This window comes from Maribacter sp. 1_MG-2023, from assembly GCF_030547005.1.
Taxonomy (GTDB): Bacteria; Bacteroidota; Bacteroidia; order Flavobacteriales; family Flavobacteriaceae; genus Maribacter.
Genome location: NZ_JAUOPN010000024.1, coordinates 12,591 through 32,630 on the forward strand (window position 1 = coordinate 12,591; position 20,040 = coordinate 32,630).

16 protein-coding genes are annotated in these 20,040 nt (G+C 34.1%); 4 read left to right on the forward strand and 12 right to left on the reverse strand.

The window, feature by feature from the left end:
* Window positions 1-51: 51 nt before the first annotated feature.
* Window positions 52-1,101 carry a DUF6340 family protein gene (locus Q4500_RS18015; RefSeq protein ID WP_303600961.1) on the forward strand — a complete coding sequence of 350 codons (1,050 nt, stop codon included), beginning with the start codon at window positions 52-54 and terminating at the stop codon, window positions 1,099-1,101.
* A 2-nt stretch (window positions 1,102-1,103) separates the two neighbouring features.
* Here Q4500_RS18015 and Q4500_RS18020 read toward each other — a convergent pair whose 3' ends face one another.
* Genes Q4500_RS18020 through Q4500_RS18030 form a run of 3 tightly spaced genes read right to left on the reverse strand, consistent with a single transcriptional unit; the run spans window position 1,104 to window position 3,602 of the window.
* Window positions 1,104-2,414, reverse strand: coding sequence for a deoxyribodipyrimidine photo-lyase (locus Q4500_RS18020; RefSeq protein ID WP_303600962.1), 1,311 nt, complete (start codon window positions 2,412-2,414; stop codon window positions 1,104-1,106).
* The gene (locus Q4500_RS18025; protein WP_303600963.1) at window positions 2,415-3,104 is read right to left on the reverse strand and encodes an SDR family NAD(P)-dependent oxidoreductase; all 690 of its coding nucleotides are present in this window, start codon (window positions 3,102-3,104) and stop codon (window positions 2,415-2,417) included. It lies immediately after the preceding gene.
* Window positions 3,105-3,602: an SRPBCC family protein gene (locus Q4500_RS18030; protein WP_303600964.1), complete on the reverse strand. Its 498-nt coding sequence runs from the start codon at window positions 3,600-3,602 to the stop codon at window positions 3,105-3,107.
* A 172-nt stretch (window positions 3,603-3,774) separates the two neighbouring features.
* On the opposite strand from Q4500_RS18030, the gene Q4500_RS18035 reads away from it, so the two are divergent.
* Both Q4500_RS18035 and Q4500_RS18040 read left to right on the forward strand, forming a co-directional pair.
* Window positions 3,775-4,983 carry a T9SS C-terminal target domain-containing protein gene (locus tag Q4500_RS18035; protein WP_303600965.1) on the forward strand — a complete coding sequence of 403 codons (1,209 nt, stop codon included), beginning with the start codon at window positions 3,775-3,777 and terminating at the stop codon, window positions 4,981-4,983.
* Between the two features lie 90 nt (window positions 4,984-5,073).
* Entirely contained in the window at window positions 5,074-5,919 is an 846-nt protein-coding gene (locus Q4500_RS18040) for a DUF2911 domain-containing protein (protein WP_303600966.1), read from the forward strand.
* Window positions 5,920-5,992: 73 nt separating this feature from the next.
* Here Q4500_RS18040 and galK read toward each other — a convergent pair whose 3' ends face one another.
* From galK to Q4500_RS18080, 8 genes are all read right to left on the reverse strand, one after another.
* Window positions 5,993-7,150 carry a galactokinase gene (gene galK / locus Q4500_RS18045; RefSeq protein ID WP_303600967.1) on the reverse strand — a complete coding sequence of 386 codons (1,158 nt, stop codon included), beginning with the start codon at window positions 7,148-7,150 and terminating at the stop codon, window positions 5,993-5,995.
* 25 nt (window positions 7,151-7,175) lie between these two features.
* Window positions 7,176-8,912 carry a sodium:solute symporter gene (locus Q4500_RS18050; protein ID WP_303600968.1) on the reverse strand — a complete coding sequence of 579 codons (1,737 nt, stop codon included), beginning with the start codon at window positions 8,910-8,912 and terminating at the stop codon, window positions 7,176-7,178.
* A 111-nt stretch (window positions 8,913-9,023) separates the two neighbouring features.
* Window positions 9,024-11,555, reverse strand: a complete 2,532-nt coding sequence (locus tag Q4500_RS18055; RefSeq protein ID WP_303600969.1) for a PIG-L family deacetylase — start codon at window positions 11,553-11,555, stop codon at window positions 9,024-9,026.
* Between the two features lie 80 nt (window positions 11,556-11,635).
* The gene (locus Q4500_RS18060) at window positions 11,636-12,214 is read right to left on the reverse strand and encodes a mechanosensitive ion channel domain-containing protein (protein WP_303600970.1); all 579 of its coding nucleotides are present in this window, start codon (window positions 12,212-12,214) and stop codon (window positions 11,636-11,638) included.
* Between the two features lie 3 nt (window positions 12,215-12,217).
* Entirely contained in the window at window positions 12,218-13,165 is a 948-nt protein-coding gene (locus tag Q4500_RS18065) for a septum formation inhibitor Maf (RefSeq protein ID WP_303600971.1), read from the reverse strand.
* 23 nt (window positions 13,166-13,188) lie between these two features.
* The gene (locus Q4500_RS18070) at window positions 13,189-13,776 is read right to left on the reverse strand and encodes a Maf family nucleotide pyrophosphatase (RefSeq protein ID WP_303600972.1); all 588 of its coding nucleotides are present in this window, start codon (window positions 13,774-13,776) and stop codon (window positions 13,189-13,191) included.
* A 3-nt stretch (window positions 13,777-13,779) separates the two neighbouring features.
* Window positions 13,780-14,307: an HAD family hydrolase gene (locus Q4500_RS18075; RefSeq protein ID WP_303600973.1), complete on the reverse strand. Its 528-nt coding sequence runs from the start codon at window positions 14,305-14,307 to the stop codon at window positions 13,780-13,782.
* Window positions 14,291-15,055: a Rossmann-like and DUF2520 domain-containing protein gene (locus Q4500_RS18080; RefSeq protein ID WP_303600974.1), complete on the reverse strand. Its 765-nt coding sequence runs from the start codon at window positions 15,053-15,055 to the stop codon at window positions 14,291-14,293. The genes Q4500_RS18075 and Q4500_RS18080 overlap by 17 nt, the downstream gene beginning before the upstream one ends.
* Window positions 15,056-15,193: 138 nt before the next feature.
* Between Q4500_RS18080 and ccsA the strand changes: the two genes are divergently transcribed.
* Complete coding sequence (gene ccsA, locus Q4500_RS18085) at window positions 15,194-18,370, forward strand: cytochrome c biogenesis protein CcsA (protein ID WP_303600975.1); 3,177 nt, start codon at window positions 15,194-15,196, stop codon at window positions 18,368-18,370.
* A 77-nt stretch (window positions 18,371-18,447) separates the two neighbouring features.
* On the opposite strand, the gene Q4500_RS18090 is transcribed toward ccsA, so the two are convergent.
* Window positions 18,448-19,719, reverse strand: a complete 1,272-nt coding sequence (locus Q4500_RS18090; protein WP_303600976.1) for a M14 family metallopeptidase — start codon at window positions 19,717-19,719, stop codon at window positions 18,448-18,450.
* Window positions 19,720-20,040: the final 321 nt, after the last annotated feature.

Sequence of the window (20,040 nt, forward strand, 5' to 3'; positions counted from 1 at the left end):
GCTCCATTTTTCGTTATTACTCAAATCGCAATGTTTTAAAATTTTCGAATTATGAAAAACCTAGCCTATAAAGTACTCTTGACCTCTGCATTTTTTTCAATTATGGCGTGTAGTTCTACCAATAGAATGACGATGGGTATTACCCAACCTGCTCAAGTACCGATACCAAATGATGTAATTAATATTGGTATAGTTAATAGAAGTAGTGCTTCAGAAAAAAATAAGGTTGTAGATAATATTGATAAGATTTTATCTTTAGAGGGACTTAATTTGGATAAGGAAGGCGCTCAAAATGCCGTAACGGGACTCAAATATGAATTAGAACGTAGTAATCGATTTGATGCTGTTAAAGTAATTGAGAATCAAAAAGATATAGAAAAGGGATTAAGCATTTTTCCTTCTGAAATTTCTTGGGAAATTGTTGATAGAATATGTAAGGAAAATGATGTGGACGTTCTATTTTCATTAGAATTTTATGATACTGATACGGCTGTGAATTATGAATTGACGACGGTTAAAATACCTAATAATTTGGGTGTTGATGCAAATGTACCGGGACATAGAATTAAACTGAATACTGCTATTAAAAACGGTTGGAGAATTTATGACCCGTCTAATAGATCTATTATTGATGAGTACGTTTCTAACGACAGACTATTTTCTTCGGGTGAGGGAATCAATCCTGTAAAGGCTTTAGAAGCTGTTATTGGTAGAAAAGAGGCTGTTCTAAGTGTCAGCTCTAAGCTTGGTGCGAACTACGCACTTTTTACAAGACCTGAAAAAATTCGTATTGCTAGAGATTATTTTATAAAAGGAAGTAACAATTTAGAAATTGCCGATAGACGTGCAAAAGCAGGTGATTGGGACGGTGCTGCCGATTTATGGAATGCTGATTTAAATAATGCCAAAAGTAAAGTTGCTGGAAGAGCATATTATAATATGGCAATTAGCAATGAAATTAACGGTAACCTGAACAAGGCAATAGAATATGCTTCTAAAGCCTATACTGACTACGAAAATAAAGATGCTTTACGTTATGTAAATATGCTAAAAAGAAGAGTTGTAAATCAACAAGAACTAAATCGTCAATTGGCGAAATAGTCTTAGCTAACGGCTTCTTTATATGTTGTTAAACAGCGTTCTCTTGCCATTTTGTGATCTACCATTTTTTCTGGGTATTTGTCGGTGCCAAATTCTTTAATCCAGGTTTTTATATATTCTTTATTCTTGTCGAACTTATCAACTTGTGTCATTGGGTTGAAAATTCTAAAATAGGGTGCAGCATCAACACCACTTCCTGCTGCCCATTGCCAGTTGCCAACATTTGAACTCATTTCATAATCTAACAACTTTTCTGCGAAATAGGTTTCTCCCCAACGCCAATCTATTAAAAGATGTTTGCACAGAAAACTTGCAACTAGCATACGTACACGATTATGCATATAACCAGTCTCATTTAGTTCGCGCATACCGGCATCTACCAAAAGATATCCTGTGGTACCAGTTTTCCATTTCTCGAACTCATCTTCATTATTACGCCATTCTATACGGTCGTATTTCGATCTAAAAGCATTATCTACCGTATGAGGAAAGTGATAAAGAATAGTCATGAAAAATTCTCTCCATATTAATTCGCTCCAAAAGACCTTGTTATTTTCAGCAATGGCTTTTTTCATCATCTTACGAACCGATACACTGCCAAAACGTAAATGTGGACCTAAATGAGATGTTCCATTCTCTTTTGCTGGAAAATTACGTGTATCTTCATAATTGTCGATTAGAGTAGGGGTAACATCATATTCAGGAACCGTTATTTTGGATTTTTCAAAACCAATATCGTTCAATGATAAATTTGGTAATCGAGAGTTTTTAATCAAATTTGGTAAATATTGGCTAGTATAGTGAATAACCAAATCTTTATCAGCAGTAAAATGTTCTTGCCATTTATTCTTATAAGGTGTATAAACCACATATGGCTCACCATCACCTTTAACAATCTCTGATTTTTCAAAAATAACTTGATCTTTGAATGTTTTAAATTCAATAGATTTTTCCTTTAAGAAACTTGCAACTTTTTCATCTCTTTCTTTTGCATATGGCTCATAATCTCTATTGGTATATACAGAGATTACCTCGTATTCTTGAGTAAGACTTTTTAAAATATCTATAGGTTTACCAAAATACATAGCTAAAGAGCTATCATTTTCTTCTTGTAGTTGATTTCGCATGTTCTGCAGAGACTCATGTATGAATGTAAGCCTTGCATCATCTTTAGGTAATTTTGAAAGAATTTCTTCATCAAATATAAAAATAGGTAGTACTGGGTGTTCGCCTTTTAAAGCTTCAAGAAATCCGACATTGTCGTCTAATCTTAAATCCCTTCTAAACCAAAATATAGATACTTTTTTAGCCATTTAGTTGATGTTTAAAGTTGAGAGTCCGCCATCTACACCAATAATCTGTCCGGTCATCCATGTACTTTTATCACTTAAAAGAAAGACTGCTGCATTCGCAATATCTTCAGGATTTCCGACTCTTTTTAATGGGTGACGTTCACTCATCATTTCACGTTTTTTATCATTGTTTAAAAGCCGTTTTGCTAATGGTGTATCAACCAAAGATGGAGCTATAACATTAACTCGTACTTTGGGTGCATACTCTGCAGCCATAGACTTTGCAAAACCTTCAATAGCTCCTTTAGCAGCAGCTACACTAGTATGAAATGGCATACCTGTGCCTACTGCAATAGTACTAAAAAAGACCATACTTGACCCTTCGTTCATCAATGAAATTATTTGCTTTACGATTTTCACCATGGCAAAGAAATTAAGTTCCATGTCATCTTTTATGGTGTCTAATGACATCATTTTAAATGGCTTTAGGTTTATGCTACCAGGGCAATATACAAATCCATCAAGTTTTTCGGGTAGTTGAGAAATATCTAGTTCGTCTTTAGTTACATCGAATTTGATATGAGTTATGTTTTCGTGTTGCAATGCTTCATCTGTTCGCGATGCAACAAATACGTTATGCGTTTCTTGTAATTCTCTTACAATGGATAGTCCAATACCCTGAGACCCTCCAATTAATAATATATTTTTCATTTAAAAAGATTTTAGTTGAAGTTTATTTGGGATGGAATCTACAGTACCGAAAAGCTCTTTTAATTTGTCTTCTCTGTACTTAAATATTTCCATCAACTGTTTTTTTACGATAATAGGGTGCGCTAGTTGGCCTAAAAATCCGAAAGGAATTTTATAATCTATAATATCTTCCATGATAACGCCTTCATCTATTTCATTGATAAAGTGTTTATGGTGCCAAAGTGCATATGGTCCAAACCTTTGCTCATCTACAAAATAATTACCTTGATCTACGTGGGTTATTTCAGTTACCCATTTTGTAGTATAACCGGGGAAAGGTGATACCTTATACTGTATAATTTGCCCAGGAAACATTTCTCTATCCGCTCCCGAAAGAATATTGAAACCCATATGTTCAGGAGTAATAACTTTTAAATTTGCTGGGTCTGACAAAAATTCCCATGCTTGTTTTTTGCCAATAGGTAGCGCTTGTTTTGAATGTAATTGATATAATTTCATGTATACACATTTAATAAAGATAGACCGTATAAATGTCTAACAATATTCAAAAATACTTAAACATTATTTATAAATGCTTTGTATTAGTCGTAAAAATTGACTTTATCGATTAAATTGAATTTAGGTCACTTAAATACAGGTGATTAACATTATTCTAGCTTATTTTGCAACAATGAAACTTTTTGTTCAACAGTTGGGTCTTATTATTCTTTTCATTAGTACAGCTACGTTAGCTGCGCAAGATAATGTGCAAACTGTTGGCGAACTGCCCGATGATGTATTTGAAACATCTGGATTAATTTACTTTAACGGCAATTTAATTACCCATAATGATTCGGGTAACGAAGCTGTACTTTATGAGTTAGATACTTTGACGCTATCTATACAGAGAAGAGTGAATGTTACCAATATTCAAAATATTGATTGGGAGGCGATTTCTCAAGATGATGAGTATATCTACATCGGTGATTTTGGAAATAATGTGGGTACAAGAACTGACTTAGCTGTTCATAGAATTTTAAAAGAAGAGTATCTAAGTTCTAATACCGTCACCGCAACTACCATAAACTTTTCTTATGAAGATCAACAAGTGTACGAGAGTAATGGAAATAGTGATTGGGATGCAGAAGCATTTTTTGTTATTGATGATAGAATAGTAGTATTGACTAAGCAATGGCAATCTCAAGGGTCAGTGGCTTACGAATTTTCTAAATTTCCAGGAACGTATACGGCAAGTATTGTAGGGAATATTGAAGAAGTTGGGTTGATTACCGACGCAACTTATGATGCAGAATCAAACAGATTGGTTGTAATTGGATATTCTTCGATATTGAGTCCGTTTGTTGGTGTTATAGAACATTTAAATTTTAATGCTGTTTTTGAAGGATATGCACAACAATCTTTAGGACTTAATTTTATTCAAGCGGAAGGACTAACACAAACCGGTTCAAGCAGTTATTTCTTTTCATCAGAATATTATTCTAGGCAAACTCCCACCATTGAATCACCATCACGGTTATATTCTTTTCAGATTCCGGATGTTGTACCAGAAGCTCCAGAGGAACCGGAAAACCCAGAAGAAACAGAGACTCCCGAGACTCCCGAAAATCCTATAGAATCTGAGTTACCCAATAATGTTGCTGTTGAAGATCGATTAATAATTTATCGAGACGAACTTTCTCACATTTATTATTATACTATTACAACCGATAAATCTATATTTGGACAAGTTATTTATGATTTAACAGGTAAGCAGGTTTGGCAGAATTCTGGCGAAATTAAAAAGAAGGGTGCTATCTCAAATCACCTAGAATCTTCAGTTTATTATCTAGCATTATTTCTAGAAGACAGAGTAATTTCAAAATCGTTTGCAGTATATTAAATTCAGTTGCGAGTATTTAAGAATTTGTTAACATTTCAACCTCTCCTTTATAAGTAGCTTTGTGATAAATAACTAATCAGAAAAATAATCATGAACAAAGTAGTACTATTTTTATTGGCAATTGTAGCTTCCTTAACTGTTGAAGCACAAATAAATACACCAGCACCAAGTCCGGCAGCTAAATTAATGCAGACGGTAGGTTTAACTGAAGTGAGTATTGACTATTCAAGACCTTCTATGAGAGGTAGAAAAGTATTTGGTAACCTTGTACCTTTTGATAAATTATGGAGAACAGGAGCGAACGGATACACTTTAGTAACTTTTGACTCTGACGTAACTATAGGTGGTAAAGAAGTTAAAGCAGGAACATATTCTATTTTCACTAAACCAGGAGCTTCTGCATGGGAAGTTTTTATCTATACTGATACTGTAGGTGGTGGTACTCCAAGCAAATGGGAAGAAAGCAAAGTAGTTGCTCAATTATCTGTACCAGTTTATAAAATTGAAATGCCTGTTGAAACTTTTACAATCACTTTTGATGATGTAACTTCTAACGGAGCAAATATTGGCATCATTTGGGAAAATACTTATGTAGCAATTCCTTTTACTGTTGGTACAGATGCTACTGTAATGAGCAGTATTGATAAAGCTTTAAACGGACCAACTGCTGAAGATTATTATGCATCAGCAGTATACTATTCTAGTGAAGGTAAAGATATAAACAAAGCTAAAGAATGGATGGACAAGGCGATGTCAATGACTGATAAGCCTGCCTTCTGGCAACTAAGACAACAGTCTCTAATCTTAGCTAAAGCTGGTGATAAAAAAGGAGCAATCGAAGCTGCTAAAAAGTCGTTAACAGGTGCTACTGCAGCTGGTAACAGTGATTACATTAAAATGAATAATGATTCCATTAAAGAATGGAGTTCTAAATAATTAGAATTTTTATAAAACTAAAAAAGTCCGTGTTATAAAACACGGACTTTTTTTATGGAAAATATTTAGAATTTTATTCAAATACTTTTACGCCGTCATCAATAGCCAAATGGTAGTATTCAGCATCGATACCAGTTTGTTCTTTATATTGATCTAGTAAAGATTTTATACTTGTATCTAGTTTTTCTGTACTCATTAAATTAATTGTACAACCACCAAAGCCGCCACCCATCATTCTAGAGCCAAGCACACCATCTAAGCTTTCACCAATTTTAACCAACGCATCTAATTCTCTTGTGGTTATTTCATATTGCGTAGACATAGCCCAATGACCTTCTTTGAGTACTGCACCAACGGCATTGGCATCACCAGCAGATAAAACCTTGATCATTTTGCGAACGCGATTATTTTCTTCGATAATATAATTTGCACGCTTAACATCGATAGCATCTGTAAGGTTGGTGACTTTTTGTAAATCTTCTAGCGTAACATCACGTAACGACGTGATTTCAGGTTTATATTGCTGTACTTCTTTTACAATATTCTCGCATGAAACGCGACGCTTGTTGTATTCAGAATCAACAGCTAAATTGTGTTTTATATTAGAATTAACCAATACCCAACTATAACCCTCTAAATTTATAGGGATGTAGGTATGACTCAGATCTTTACAGTCTAAGAAAAATGCATTTCCCTTTTTGCCATAGAGCACGGCATATTGATCCATTAATCCGCAGTTGAGTCCAATTTTATGTTCTGCTTCTTGTGCGATTAAAGCAATTTCTTCTCTTGAAATCTCTTTTCCTGATACTTTAGTAAGGGCATAAATAAAACCACAACACAATGCGGCAGAAGAAGAGAGACCTGATCCAATAGGAATATCTCCGCCAAAAACACAATCCATTCCTTTTAAAGGATAGTTTTTAGCAACTAGAATTTCAATAATAGCCTTAAAATAGTTACCCCAAAAAGATTCAAATTTTTGATGCTCGCCATTTATTTGGAATACAATTTTCTCTGGCTGGGTTAAAAAAGTTTCAATCTGAATACTATTAAGGTCATTGCCAGAAACAGCAAAATAAATCCCTTTTTCTATAGAAGCAGGTAGTACCAAACCTTCATTGTAATCAGTATGTTCACCAATTATATTGATTCGTCCTGGAGCTTTAATAAGCGTAGGTGTATTCTTGTATTGTTCAATAAAATAAGACGCTACTTGATTATGTACCATTAATTTTTGTAAAAATTTATTGTTCTTAGCTTGTAGGTAAAGGCTTTTTAAGCATACGGTCAAAGGCTTCAAATATAAATGATATTATAATAACTAATGCCGCACCGAAAAAGTTAAGCCATAGATATCCTAATTTTTCTTGACCAGAAGGGTAAATATGAATTAGATAATAATAAATAATACAAATAATAATTTGTGTAACTAATGCAGCAAAGAAAACGGCATTACCTTTTATAAACTTCAAGAAAAATGCGATTAAAAATATACCTAAAACATTACCATAGAAAATACTACCAATGATATTTACTAATTGAATTAAATTGTCAAATAGGTTTGCCACACAGGCTATTAATATGGCTATAATTCCCCAAATTAAAGTGAAGAATTTAGAAGCTTTTACATAATGCTCTTCTGAAAGATTTTCGCTTGCTCTATTACGCTTATATAAATCTAAAGCGGTAATAGTACCTAGTGCATTTAACTCTGAAGCTGTTGATGACATCGCCGCAGATAAAATCACAGCTAATAACAGCCCTACTAAACCTGTGGGTAAATTATTTAGTATGAAGTGGATAAAGACATAATCTTTATCGTTAGTTTCAACCGCATCATTGGCTTGACTAATTAAAGCCTTTGCAGCTATTCTATTGGTGCTATCTTTATGGTTAATGCGTATAATTTGCTTTTTAGCTTCTTCGACTGCTGTATATTCTTTTATCTCTAAAGCTGCAGAAAATTTGTTTTGAGCAATTCTTTTTTCTGCTTCTAGTTCTATTTGTCCTTCTTGGAGTAGCTTGTAGTCATTAGCATAACTTGACTCCATTACTGCCTGTGTAGCAGACGGATTAAAATTTAATGGTGACGGATTGTATTGATAAAAGACGAATACCATTACACCAACTAAAAGAATAAAGAACTGCATAGGTATTTTAAGAACAGCATTGAATATAAGACCTAGTTGACTTTCTCTTACAGATTTGCCAGATAAATAACGCTGTACCTGACTTTGATCTGTACCGAAATAGGCTAGGAACAAGAACAGTCCGCCTGTAATACCGCTCCAGAATGTGTATCTACTGGAAGTATTTAAATCAAAATTCAGTATTTCTAATTTATTACTGGCACCAGCAATTTTCATTGCTTTACTAAAGGTAATATCAGAAGGTAGGTATCCTAATATAAAAAAGAAGGTGATGAACATACCTGTCATAATAATGAACATCTGCTGTTTTTGAGTGACACTCACAGCTTTTGTTCCACCAGACACGGTATATATAATTACTAGAGTACCTATAATAATATTTAATGTACGTAGGTCCCAACCAAGTACTGCAGATAAAATTATTGAAGGTGCAAAAATGGTAATACCTGCAGCTAGTCCTCTTTGAATTAAAAATAGTATTGCAGCTAAAGAACGAGTTTTAAGATCAAAACGACCTTCTAAAAATTCATAGGCGGTATATACCTTCATCTTATGGTAAAGTGGAATGAATACCATACAAATGATAATCATGGCAAAGGGGAGTCCAAAATAGAACTGAACAAAGCCCATACCATCATGAAAGGCTTGACCGGGAGTAGATAAAAAGGTTATTGCACTAGCTTGTGTAGCCATAACTGATAGACCTATTGTCCACCATTTAGAATCTCTACCACCACGAACGTAATCATCTACGTTTTTACTTCCTTTGGTTTTCCATACTCCATAAACTACAATAAAGAGAAGTGTGCTGGCAAGAATAATCCAATCTAATCCTTCCATATTAATTAAATGACGTCATTACGTAATAGAAAATAAGAACATATATAAGATTGAGTACCAACACAATGGTGTACTCTTTTTTCCAAGTTTTATTTTCATCCCGTTCGTTGCTCATCCTTTGATTTTGGCTTTTGTTTCAACTTTATCTTTTCCAACAGAAAGCATATTAGAAAATAGCTTGTAAGCTCCAGGAACACCAACCGGTAATTCTCTGAAAAAGCTCAGTCCGGTATAAATATAGTTTCCCTTTCCATACGGGGCAATTAAAAGACTACCTTTTGTTGATTCTTCTCCATCATCATGCATTTCTAATACAGGTGTGAATTCTGCGCTCCATTTATTAGGAAAGTACAATCCTCGTTCTTGAACCCAACCGTCAAAATCACTCTCGCTGATTTCATTTGGAAAATGTACGAGTGAATTATCTTTTGCAATTATCTCTACTTTAGAATTTTCATTCGTTACACGGTCTCTTGAAATTTCTAGGTCATAAGGCGCTATATTTTCAAATTGAGAACCCCATCTGCTAGCAGTGTTATATTGCACAATTACTGTACCGCCATTTTTAGCATAATCTAGAATAAATCGTTGCTTAAATTTTAGTTCTTCTACTACGTTATATGCTCTAATACCTAAGACAACAGCATCATATTTTTTTAATGATTCTTTTGTGATGGTTGTAGGGTCAATTAGTTGAACATTGTATCCTATTTGTTCTAAACTTGTAGGTACTTCATCTCCAGCACCCATAATATAACCTATATTTTCTCCTGCTTTCTGGATGTTTAATCGAACTACTTTGCTTTCTGAAGGTAGTAAAACAGTTTGCGTTGGTACATGGTCATAAGCTATGGTCACCAACTCTTTGCTAATTTCGTTTCCATTTAGTTTTATGATAGGGGAGATGCTACTTTCGTTCTCGGTAGCTGGCGGACTCAACGTAAAATATACAGTTTGCTCATCGCCTTTTTTGTTGATTGAGAATGGTTGCGATTTTTTATCAACTTGCCACCCTGTGCCGTATTTTAATTCAACTGTACCAGAGATACTGTCTTTGTGAGCCTTAATAGTAACGGGAATTCTTTTTTGTGATGCATCGGCAAATATTAAAACCTTATCGGTAAAGCTCGCTGTTGCCTCTGGTACCACTTCAAAAGGCTGATAAATTTCTCCTTTATCGGGTTTTGCATATTTATAAACGACAGGTCTGGTAATAGGAATTAAAACATCGTTTATGTTTAAATTAAAAGTAGCATTAAATGCTCGTGGTGTTTCTGGTTTTCCTATTAAGTCGGTATTCTTAACGGTATACGTTCCTAAAGTTCCTTTTTCCATTAACCAGTAAGGACTAGTGAAATCTGTGGAAGCCGGAATATTTAATTCAACTTTCTTTTCAAACAATTCATTATTGTTTAAAACAGTATTATCAATGTTACTATTCTGGTCATTCAGAAATATTGATTTTATTTCAATATTAATATCACTTCTATTCAATGCTTGAATTTGAACATCGACGTTTTGACTAGGATTTGTATACCCCGTTTTCGTAAAAGCTTCTAAATGCAATCCAGTAATAGCTGAAATGATTGTTGTTAATTCTACTGTTTTCAAATTTTTCCAATGCTCATCAGATATATTTTGTAATAACTGATACGCTTCAAGCAATTTTGGCAAATGTGACGTAGGGTTTTTGAAATTAAAATTATCCTGTACATCGTAAAGAATTTCACCGATAGCTTTTCCTCCCTCAATTCTAGACCAACTAGTATCGATACCATCAAAAATGTTCGACTTGTCTTTTGGTAAATCGCCTTTTAATAATTCAATGTATTCATCTTCTGTGCCTCTAGAACTTAGCCTTCCGAAACCTTGGCATAAGTGCTGACTGCTAGCTAATGAAGCTATTTCGTTATTAGACATGCCTAACATAGGGTAGTAGGTGCCTACATCCATATGTAAAAGATTAGTTTTATCTGCCGCTTTAAATTTTTCTCGGCTACCATAAAACCACCACGATGTATTGAAAAATAATCGTTTTGGTTGCCAAGTGTTTGTTGATGATAATTGCTCTGGGTAGGCATTAGAATCATTTGCTAGGTCGAATGCCTCGAAACTTAACATTGCCGAAGAGGTGTGATGACCATGTGTTGTACCTGGCGATCTATGATCGAATCTATTGATAATTACATCTGGTTTAAATTTACGAATAGTTCTAACCACATCACCAAGAATGGCTTCTTTGTCCCAAATTTTTAGAGTTTCACTTGGTTGTTTTGAGTAACCAAAATCATTAGCGCGACTAAAAAATTGTTCACCACCGTCAACTCTTCTTGCTGCAAGTAATTCTTGTGTTCGTAGTACTCCTAAAAGTTCACGTAATTCTGGACCAATTAAATTCTGACCTCCATCGCCTCTGGTAAGAGATAAATAACCTGTTCTTGCTTTAACGTTGTTAGATAGATATGATATTAAGCGGGTGTTTTCATCGTCTGGGTGGGCAGCTATATAAAGTGCCGTACCTAAAAAATTAAGCTTTTCAATAGAGTGGTAAATGTCGGTTGCAGAACTATTCTTGGGGGTTTGGGCTTTCAGGGTACCGAGTACAAAGATACTGCAGGTTATTAACCCTAATAAATATCGCATTTTAAGTTGGTTTTGGTAGTAATTTCAAATATAATAAGATTAGTACCTAAGCTCGCTTTTTTACGACTTCTTTAACAGAATCAAACAATTTGTTCTTCCTCTTCTTCTGTATTTAAAAATTCACCTTGTTGGTAAGTAGATATTAGTATTACTCCTTTTTGAAGTACAAGGTTATTCGGGTATGTTAAAATCTCACCGTTACTTCTTCTCAAATGTAAATGGAAAGCTCTAATATCTTCTATTACAAATTTATCTAAATCGGTATTGTTTGGGTCAAGTAATTCTTTATCTAAAATTCTAATGGTATTCCCTATTTTAAAAGGGAATGAAAAGAAGATGATAACACCTGCGGTGATGTTACTTAAAATAGACCATTGAGCAAATAATGCTACACCAATAACAGCGAAAACAGATGATAGCATAACGCCTAAATCTCTGTAGTTTACACTCCATACTAGGGTTAATATTACCACTGCGATAATAGTTAGCGCAATGTTTGTAAACTTGAGTATTAGATTGGTACGTACAGGATTGTAATCACTGATCTTACTAACCTTTCTTATCGCTGTGGTAAATAAAAATTTTAAAACAAGAATAACAATTAAAACAATGAGACTATATATTAACTCATTATAATGCTCATTAATAAATTCTTTCATAAGCTATAACCCTAAACTATCGCGCAAAGATAAATCCTTATTCGATTTCTGCTGCCAATAGGGTGTTGTAATCCTGTTAATTCTTGTTCCTTTGGAGGTTAAAACTTTTTTATTGTCGCCAAACCCATCATGAAAGGTATCTGCCCAGCTTTCTATTAGATATGGAAACTTGTTTTCAAAGTTTATTTTTAAAGTACGTTTTAACTCCGGATAGTTAATCTCATAAGTATTCATTCCATCTTTTTCAGTTAAAGAAGTGATTGCCTTGTAAGCCTTGAATTCTTCATGAGTTGTTCTAATAAACTCCAATGATGGAATCATTTTTATTTCACCGATTGGTAAATTTTCTGGGTTTACTCTAATTTTATTCCAGATTTCATTTTCAAGAACAGCTTTCTCTATTTGGTAATCTTGATCGCCTTCAGATTCAAAATAAGAATGACTCATAATTTCGAAATCATCTTTATTATTTAATTGCGCGTATACATGACCACACCATTCTTGTGCAGAAAACGATACCTTAAGCGCATGTTGATTATCATGTACAGGGTAGAAACTACTCGTCATAATAGAGTAGGGGTAAATACCCGTTATGTAGTTTTTGGTAGTATTCAATTTTAAGACAGGAATGTTGCTTTCATTGCTATTATCTGCCTTTACTTGAATGCCTGGTAAAAATGGTTCAGTCACAAAAATCAATACAGCACTGCCTTCTCTCATCTCGCCATACCTAGCTTGTTCTAAATTGTAGGAAGTGATTTCTGCAGAACCGTTATACCAATAATCTTTAAATTCTTGGGAAAGCTCTTTTTTAGGAGCTTCTGTTTTTATTACAGTTGTAGACATAGCTAAAGTGTCACTATTATTTTTAAGTTTTTCTTTGCAGCTAGAAAGGAGTATTACCAATCCGAAAATGCTGTAAACTGCCTTGTTTAGTTTTAATAGTTTCATGCCTGTCATAATTTTAAATTATTCTATGTTACCAATTGTGATAAGGTTTTATAAACCAGTTGTGTTGGTAACCCAACTACATTAGTGTATGAGCCTTTAATTTTTTCAATACCTATGAGACCTATCCATTCTTGAATACCATATGCACCTGCTTTATCGTAAGGTTGATATTCCTTTATATAGTGTTGAATTTCATCTTCCGATAAATTCTTGAACTTGACTTCTGTTATTGAATGCTGAACTATCTGTCGTTCAGTTGTTGTAAAACATACAGATGAAATTACCTGATGCCAATCTCCAGATAGTTTTTTAAGCATTGATTCAGCTTCAATATTATCTTCAGCTTTGGCTAAAGATTCATTATTGTGCCAAACAACTGTGTCTGATGTTATTAAAATGTCTTTTGGCTGCAAATCTGGTTTAAATACTTCTGCCTTTAATTTAGCTAGGTAATCAGATATTTCAGCTCCTTTTAATTCTGACGGATATACTTCATCAACAGATTTAATACGAACTTCAAAATCAAGCTCCATGTCGTTAAAGAACTGATGTCTTCTTGGTGAGCCAGATGCTAGAATTAAATGATATTCTTTTAATTTATTTTTCAACATAAACTAATCGTTTGCAGCACTAAAATGGCTCGTCCAATCTCCACGTACTTTTAAAACTTGCTCGATCACATCACGTACACAGCCATGACCACCATTTATGTGCGATATGTATTGACTTATACTTTTTACTTCGGCAACAGCATTTTGTGGGCAGGCAGCTATTGCAACTGCTTGCATTGGTGGAATATCTGGTATGTCATCACCCATGAATAAGACGTTTTCTGCATCAATATGGTAGATGTCCATGTACTCTTCTAAAGCATCCAACTTATAATGAGCACCCATATAAATATCTGTTACTCCTAGAGCACTTAGTCTGGTACGAACACCTTCATTTGTTCCTCCGGTAATAATACAAACATTATAACCTTTTTTTAGAGCTACTTTTAAGGCATAACCATCTTTCACATTCATTGTACGAAGCAATTCTCCTTCACTTGTAACTAAAAGACTGCCATCTGTAAATACACCATCAACATCAAAAATAAATGTGGTAATGTCATTTAAATATTCTTTATAACTCTTTTCCATGCTTTTTTTTAATTGCGTTGCTTAATAGGGTGTACAGTTCCCTTTGGTGTTTGTCTTTTATGATTTGTAAATGATTGTGTAATGTTTTTTGGTCTCCGCGTTTTGCAGGTCCCGTTTGGGCTTGCAAAGGTGTAAGTATATCTAACTTTGCTGCAGTTTCTTTGATTAAGGGTTGTAATAGTTTGAAGTCAATTTTATGCTCGTCGCAGATTTCAGAACCAATCGTATACATGTAATTTGTAAAATTATTTACAAATACTGCTGCTATATGAAGGGTTTTTCGCTGTTCAGAATCTATTTCAACTACTGTATTACTTAATGTTTTTCCAAGTTTTTTTAATAAATGGAGGTCTTCTTCAATCGTAGCCTCTACACAAATTGGAATATCATCAAATGATATGATCTTACCTTTTGTAAAGGTCTGTAAAGGATAAAATATACCTGGTTGTTTTGCAGATTGTAAGGATTCAAGAGAAGTTGCTCCAGAAGTATGTGCCAGTATTCCATCAACATCTTTAAAACTTTCAGCAACTAACTTGATAGCGTCATCTGATATTGCCAGTATATAAATATCTGCGGTTGCGATTTCATTATAGGTCGTAGAAACAGCAATGTTGTTCTTTACAAACGTCAAATGTTCTCGGTTTCTACCAATTACTTGCGTAATGGTTACATCATCTGATTTTTCAAATGCTTGATAAAGATTTTGAGCTACATTTCCTGTACCAACTATAACGACAGATATCATGTAGCAAAAGTACAAAGTTTATAGAAGTCTTGTTGTATTAAAATTAACAGTTTCAACGAACTTTAAAAGCAGCAAAAGACATCCGTAAATGATGAAAAGACCTTATTTTTGCATCTTGAAAATCAACTCCTATCTTCCATGACGGAAATGTTCAAAAAAATATTCTTCTCTACACGTTTAATGTCCATTCTATTTATCGTTTTTGCCACAGCAATGGCTTTCGGTACTTTTATTGAAAGTTGGTATAGCACAGAAACCGCACGAATCTGGATTTATAATGCCTGGTGGTTCGAAGTTATCATGGTATTCTTTGTAATTAATTTTTTTGGTAATATTTCTAGATACCGTCTTCTACGATTAGAGAAATGGCCTGTATTGGTTCTGCATCTATCTTGGGTATTGATTATTATTGGAGCTTTTGTAACGCGTTATATCAGTTTTGAAGGAATGATGCCAATACGTGAAGGAAAAACGGAAAAGGTGTTCTATTCTGATAAAACGTATCTAACGGTTTATGTTGATGGTGAAATTGAAGGTGAGGCACGAAGAAAAGTATTAGAAGATGATTTAATTGTTACGCCTGAAGCTATAAAATCTAATTTGCCATGGAAAGCTGATTTCAATGGTGAAGATTTTGAGGTTTCTTATGTTGAATTTATTAAAGGTGCCAAGCAAGGTTTATTGCCAGATTCTAATGGAACGAAGTTTTTAAAGATTGTAGAGGCCGGTGATGGTGAACGTCATGATCATTATTTAGAAGATGGTAAGGTGGCAAGTATACATAATGTACTTTTCGCATTAAATAATAATACAGATGGCGCCATCAATATTATGACTACAGATTCTGTATATCAGATTCATTCTCCTTTTGATGGTAACTATATGCGTATGGCTGATCAGTTTCAAGGTGTTTTGGTGAAAGATAGTTTGCAACCCTTAGTGTTGCGTTCATTATATAATACTGCTGGTATGCAGTTTGTTGTTCCAGATTCTGTAACACAAGGTTCATATGGTATTGTTGAAATACCTGAAGCAGAAAAAACTAAAATAGACCAAGACGCCATAGTTTTTGATGTAACTGCTAACGGAGAAACCAAACAAATTAAATTATTAGGTAATAAAGGCCCATCAGATTTTAGTGAGAAAGTGAATGTTGGCGGACTCAATTTCTCTATTCGATACGGATCTAAAGTATATGATTTGCCGTTCGGTATTAAATTGAACGATTTTATCGCCGAAAAATATCCTGGTACAGAGAAAGGGTATTCTTCATATATGAGTAGGGTTACTATTGAAGATGAAAGACCTTTTGACTATGATATTTTTATGAACCATGTGTTGGATCACCAAGGGTATCGCTTTTTTCAATCTAGTTTTGATCCCGATGAAAAAGGCACTGTTTTATCTGTAAATCATGATTTTTGGGGGACTTGGATTACCTATATAGGTTATTTTCTTTTATATATCGGTTTAATGGGAATTATGTTTTTTGGTAAAACTCGCTTTAAGGACTTGGCTAATTCTTTAGATGAATTAAAAATCAAAAAGAAAAAAATGTTCGGTGTTATCACTGTTTTAATGGCGTTTTCATTTTCATCTTTTGCACAAGAACAACATACGCCAGAAGAAGGTCATCAACAGGTACCTAGTAAAATACAAATAGATTCTTTACTTGAAGCTAGCATGGTCAGTAAAGAGCATTCAGATAAATTTGGTAAGCTAGTAATACAAGATGAAGGTGGGCGAATGAAGCCTATTAATACTTTTTCATCAGAACTACTTCGTAAGCTAAGCTTGAAAGACACGTATTTGGGCTATACATCTGATCAGATTTTGCTTTCTATGATGATGAATCCTGCGGTTTGGTATAATACGGAATTCATCGCGTTAGATAAGAAATCGCAGAACGATAGTATTAGAAATGTTATAGGTATCCCATCAGGCCAAGAATATGTGAAGGCTACAGATTTCTTCGATGAAAAAGGGCAATATAAATTAGAGCCGTTTTTGAGAGAGGCTACAGCAACAACAAATCCGAATAAGTTTCAACAAGATTTTAAAGATGCCAATATTAGATTGAGTCTTTTAAATCAAGCTTTAGGGCAAGATATTGTTAAGATATTTCCATTATTAGATGATGAGAATAACAAATGGATTTCAGCGGTAGAGTACAGAGGGGGACAATACGAAATTAGAGATTCACTCTATTCTAACTTTGTGAAAAATGCGATGCCATATTACCTAATGACCTTGGGTAAGGCGCAACAAAATGGAGACTATACAGCTGCAGATAAATTATTAGGTGCTTTTCACCAAAATCAACTTAACCATGGTAGTGAAGTTTTACCATCGCAACAGAAAGTAGATCTTGAGGTGGTCTATAATAAACTTAACATTTTCAATAGGTTGTATCGTTTTTATGCGCTTGTTGGTTTGCTAATGTTCTTCACTTTAATATTCCAAATATTTAAAGATCGTTCTATTTGGAGGGTGGCAATATATTTCTTTAAAGGAACTATTATTCTACTGTTTTTGTGGCATACTGCCGGTTTAGTTATGCGTTGGTATATTTCTGGGCATGCGCCTTGGAGTAATGCTTACGAAAGTATTTTATACGTAGCATGGGCTACCATGGGTATTGGTTGGGCGCTAGGTCGTAAAAGTGATATGACCTTTGCGGCATCTGCATTTGTGACATCTATGCTTTTATGGATAGCACACCAAAGTTGGATAGACCCATCTATTGCTAACTTACAGCCAGTTTTAGATAGTTATTGGTTAATGATACATGTTGCAGTTATCGTTGGTAGTTACGGACCTTTAACCGTTGGTATGATCTTAGGTTTGGTTTCATTGATTTTGATGATTTTGACAACCAAAAAGAATAAGAAACGTATGGCAATCAACATTAAAGAATTGACCATAATCAACGAATTAGCTTTAACAACAGGACTTGTGATGCTTACCATTGGTAACTTTTTAGGCGGACAATGGGCAAATGAAAGTTGGGGTCGTTATTGGGGCTGGGATCCAAAAGAGACTTGGGCATTAGTTTCTATTATGATTTATGCTTTTGTAATACATACAAGGCTAGTACCGGGATTAAGAGGTAAATGGACGTTCAACTTTATGAGTGTCGTAGCCTTTGGTAGTATTATGATGACCTATTTTGGGGTTAACTTTTACTTAGTGGGTCTGCATAGTTATGCCAGTGGTGCGCAAGTAATTACACCAACATTTATATACTACTTAGTTGCTGGTGTACTTGTTTTAGGTGGAATCAGCTATTGGCGGTACAAAGTCAATTATAGCTAATAAGATAAATATCTTTTATAAAAAAAGCCTCATGGAATTTCCATGAGGCTTTTTTATTTCTAGTAGTTTGTAAAAATTTAGTTTTGACTATCAAGCAAATCCATTAGTTCTTCAGCTGCTACTTGACCTTTTTGCTTCAAGAAATCTCTAGGGGTATTATCACCCAATTCAAAAACAATGGCTGGCATACCGTGGTTAACATAAAAGTAATTACGCGATACCATGGTAGGTTTAATAGTTGTAGAGGGCTTTATATTGGTGTGCTTTTGAGGTAATTTATTGGTGATATTATTTATCCAGTCAAAAATAATTTTTCCTTTCTCGCCAGTAATCGTTGTGTCGATAGGGTAGTAGATATCATCCCAAGTGGAATGGAAATCTGCGCCGAAGACAAATTCGTATCCCTCAGATTCTTTTTTCACAAGAAAATCTCTAACACTTCTAGTTTCTGGTTGATTGAAATCTTGCCAATCTCTGTTTAAATCGATACCGCCCATATTATGACGCCAATTGCCGTTATCAACACCATCAGGATTCATTAGCGGAACAACAAATAAATCGTAGTTGTCTCTAAACTTTTGTGCCTTTGGCGAGTCTCCGCTTAAAGTTTCAATAAAAGACTTCATGGCAAGAAATCCGGTAACTTCAGGTGGGTGCTGTCTAGAAATAACCATAACGGCTTTTTTATGAACACCGTTACTAACTTCCATTAAATTCATTGCCCTATTTTCTCTACTTTTTCCTATTTCGTAAGTAGATATAAAATCTTTGGTGGTTAAAGAATCTATCCAATTTTTTACTCTTGTGGATCCATAAAGTTCTTGAGCGGTTATGAATGTGGGCTCTTCGCTAATATCTACCTTAATTTCAACTATTTCTGGTACTGCCTTAATACCGAAATCACCCGTTCCTTTATTTATTCCTGTAAAATTGGTGCTATCTAACGGAGTGAAATTTTCACTATCAGTACTTATTTTAGGGTAGTATCTACTTCTAGAATCTTGATAAGTCATTTTAATAGTGATGGTCTTATGTGTTTTTGACCAAACTTTAAATGCATACCACGGACTCACGTTTATAGGTGTGTTTTCAGCTGTAATCAATGCGGTGTAATGATTTTTTCCGTCAGAAGTTATACCGTTTAACCTTCCGCTTTCAAAATCATTACTAAAGAAGGTTGCGTCTTCATCAAATGTCCAAATACCTTTCCATTGTTTTTGAACAGGTTTAGATAAAGTAGAAACAACGGCATTTTTTCCCTGACCTTGATATCCTTGAGTTGTAGGTTTTTGGTTTTTACATGCAATAATGAATATTATAAGGAGTGATGTGTAATATGTTTTTTTCATAAAATTTGTTTAAATAAATCGCCTGGTCAATTAATTTCCATTTAGTTATAAATCTATAAACAAAATATGAGAGCATTAATGATTTATAGGCATTTGATAAAATTATTGACTTATTCTTATTTCTAACTCTTTATTAATGACATTTTCTTTAAATCTTATAATTGTTTTATATGTTATTAACTAAGGTTTAAAGGAAACAGGAAATAATTCATTGTAGCATAGAATAATTATAAAAATTAACAGTTATTGTAGGCTTCCCTAAAAATAGGACAGTTCATAATTCGAATTTACTAACTTTAAATTCAAACTGTCACGATGAAA

What these genes read in the sequence shown, in the direction of transcription:
- Q4500_RS18015 (WP_303600961.1), top strand. Translation starts at nt 52, where the DNA reads ATGAAAAACCTAGCCTATAAAGTACTCTTGACCTCTGCATTTTTTTCA.
- Q4500_RS18020 (WP_303600962.1), bottom strand. Translation starts at nt 2,414, where the DNA reads ATGGCTAAAAAAGTATCTATATTTTGGTTTAGAAGGGATTTAAGATTA.
- Q4500_RS18025 (WP_303600963.1), bottom strand. Translation starts at nt 3,104, where the DNA reads ATGAAAAATATATTATTAATTGGAGGGTCTCAGGGTATTGGACTATCC.
- Q4500_RS18030 (WP_303600964.1), bottom strand. Translation starts at nt 3,602, where the DNA reads ATGAAATTATATCAATTACATTCAAAACAAGCGCTACCTATTGGCAAA.
- Q4500_RS18035 (WP_303600965.1), top strand. Translation starts at nt 3,775, where the DNA reads ATGAAACTTTTTGTTCAACAGTTGGGTCTTATTATTCTTTTCATTAGT.
- Q4500_RS18040 (WP_303600966.1), top strand. Translation starts at nt 5,074, where the DNA reads ATGAACAAAGTAGTACTATTTTTATTGGCAATTGTAGCTTCCTTAACT.
- galK (WP_303600967.1), bottom strand. Translation starts at nt 7,150, where the DNA reads ATGGTACATAATCAAGTAGCGTCTTATTTTATTGAACAATACAAGAAT.
- Q4500_RS18050 (WP_303600968.1), bottom strand. Translation starts at nt 8,912, where the DNA reads ATGGAAGGATTAGATTGGATTATTCTTGCCAGCACACTTCTCTTTATT.
- Q4500_RS18055 (WP_303600969.1), bottom strand. Translation starts at nt 11,555, where the DNA reads ATGCGATATTTATTAGGGTTAATAACCTGCAGTATCTTTGTACTCGGT.
- Q4500_RS18060 (WP_303600970.1), bottom strand. Translation starts at nt 12,214, where the DNA reads ATGAAAGAATTTATTAATGAGCATTATAATGAGTTAATATATAGTCTC.
- Q4500_RS18065 (WP_303600971.1), bottom strand. Translation starts at nt 13,165, where the DNA reads ATGAAACTATTAAAACTAAACAAGGCAGTTTACAGCATTTTCGGATTG.
- Q4500_RS18070 (WP_303600972.1), bottom strand. Translation starts at nt 13,776, where the DNA reads ATGTTGAAAAATAAATTAAAAGAATATCATTTAATTCTAGCATCTGGC.
- Q4500_RS18075 (WP_303600973.1), bottom strand. Translation starts at nt 14,307, where the DNA reads ATGGAAAAGAGTTATAAAGAATATTTAAATGACATTACCACATTTATT.
- Q4500_RS18080 (WP_303600974.1), bottom strand. Translation starts at nt 15,055, where the DNA reads ATGATATCTGTCGTTATAGTTGGTACAGGAAATGTAGCTCAAAATCTT.
- ccsA (WP_303600975.1), top strand. Translation starts at nt 15,194, where the DNA reads ATGACGGAAATGTTCAAAAAAATATTCTTCTCTACACGTTTAATGTCC.
- Q4500_RS18090 (WP_303600976.1), bottom strand. Translation starts at nt 19,719, where the DNA reads ATGAAAAAAACATATTACACATCACTCCTTATAATATTCATTATTGCA.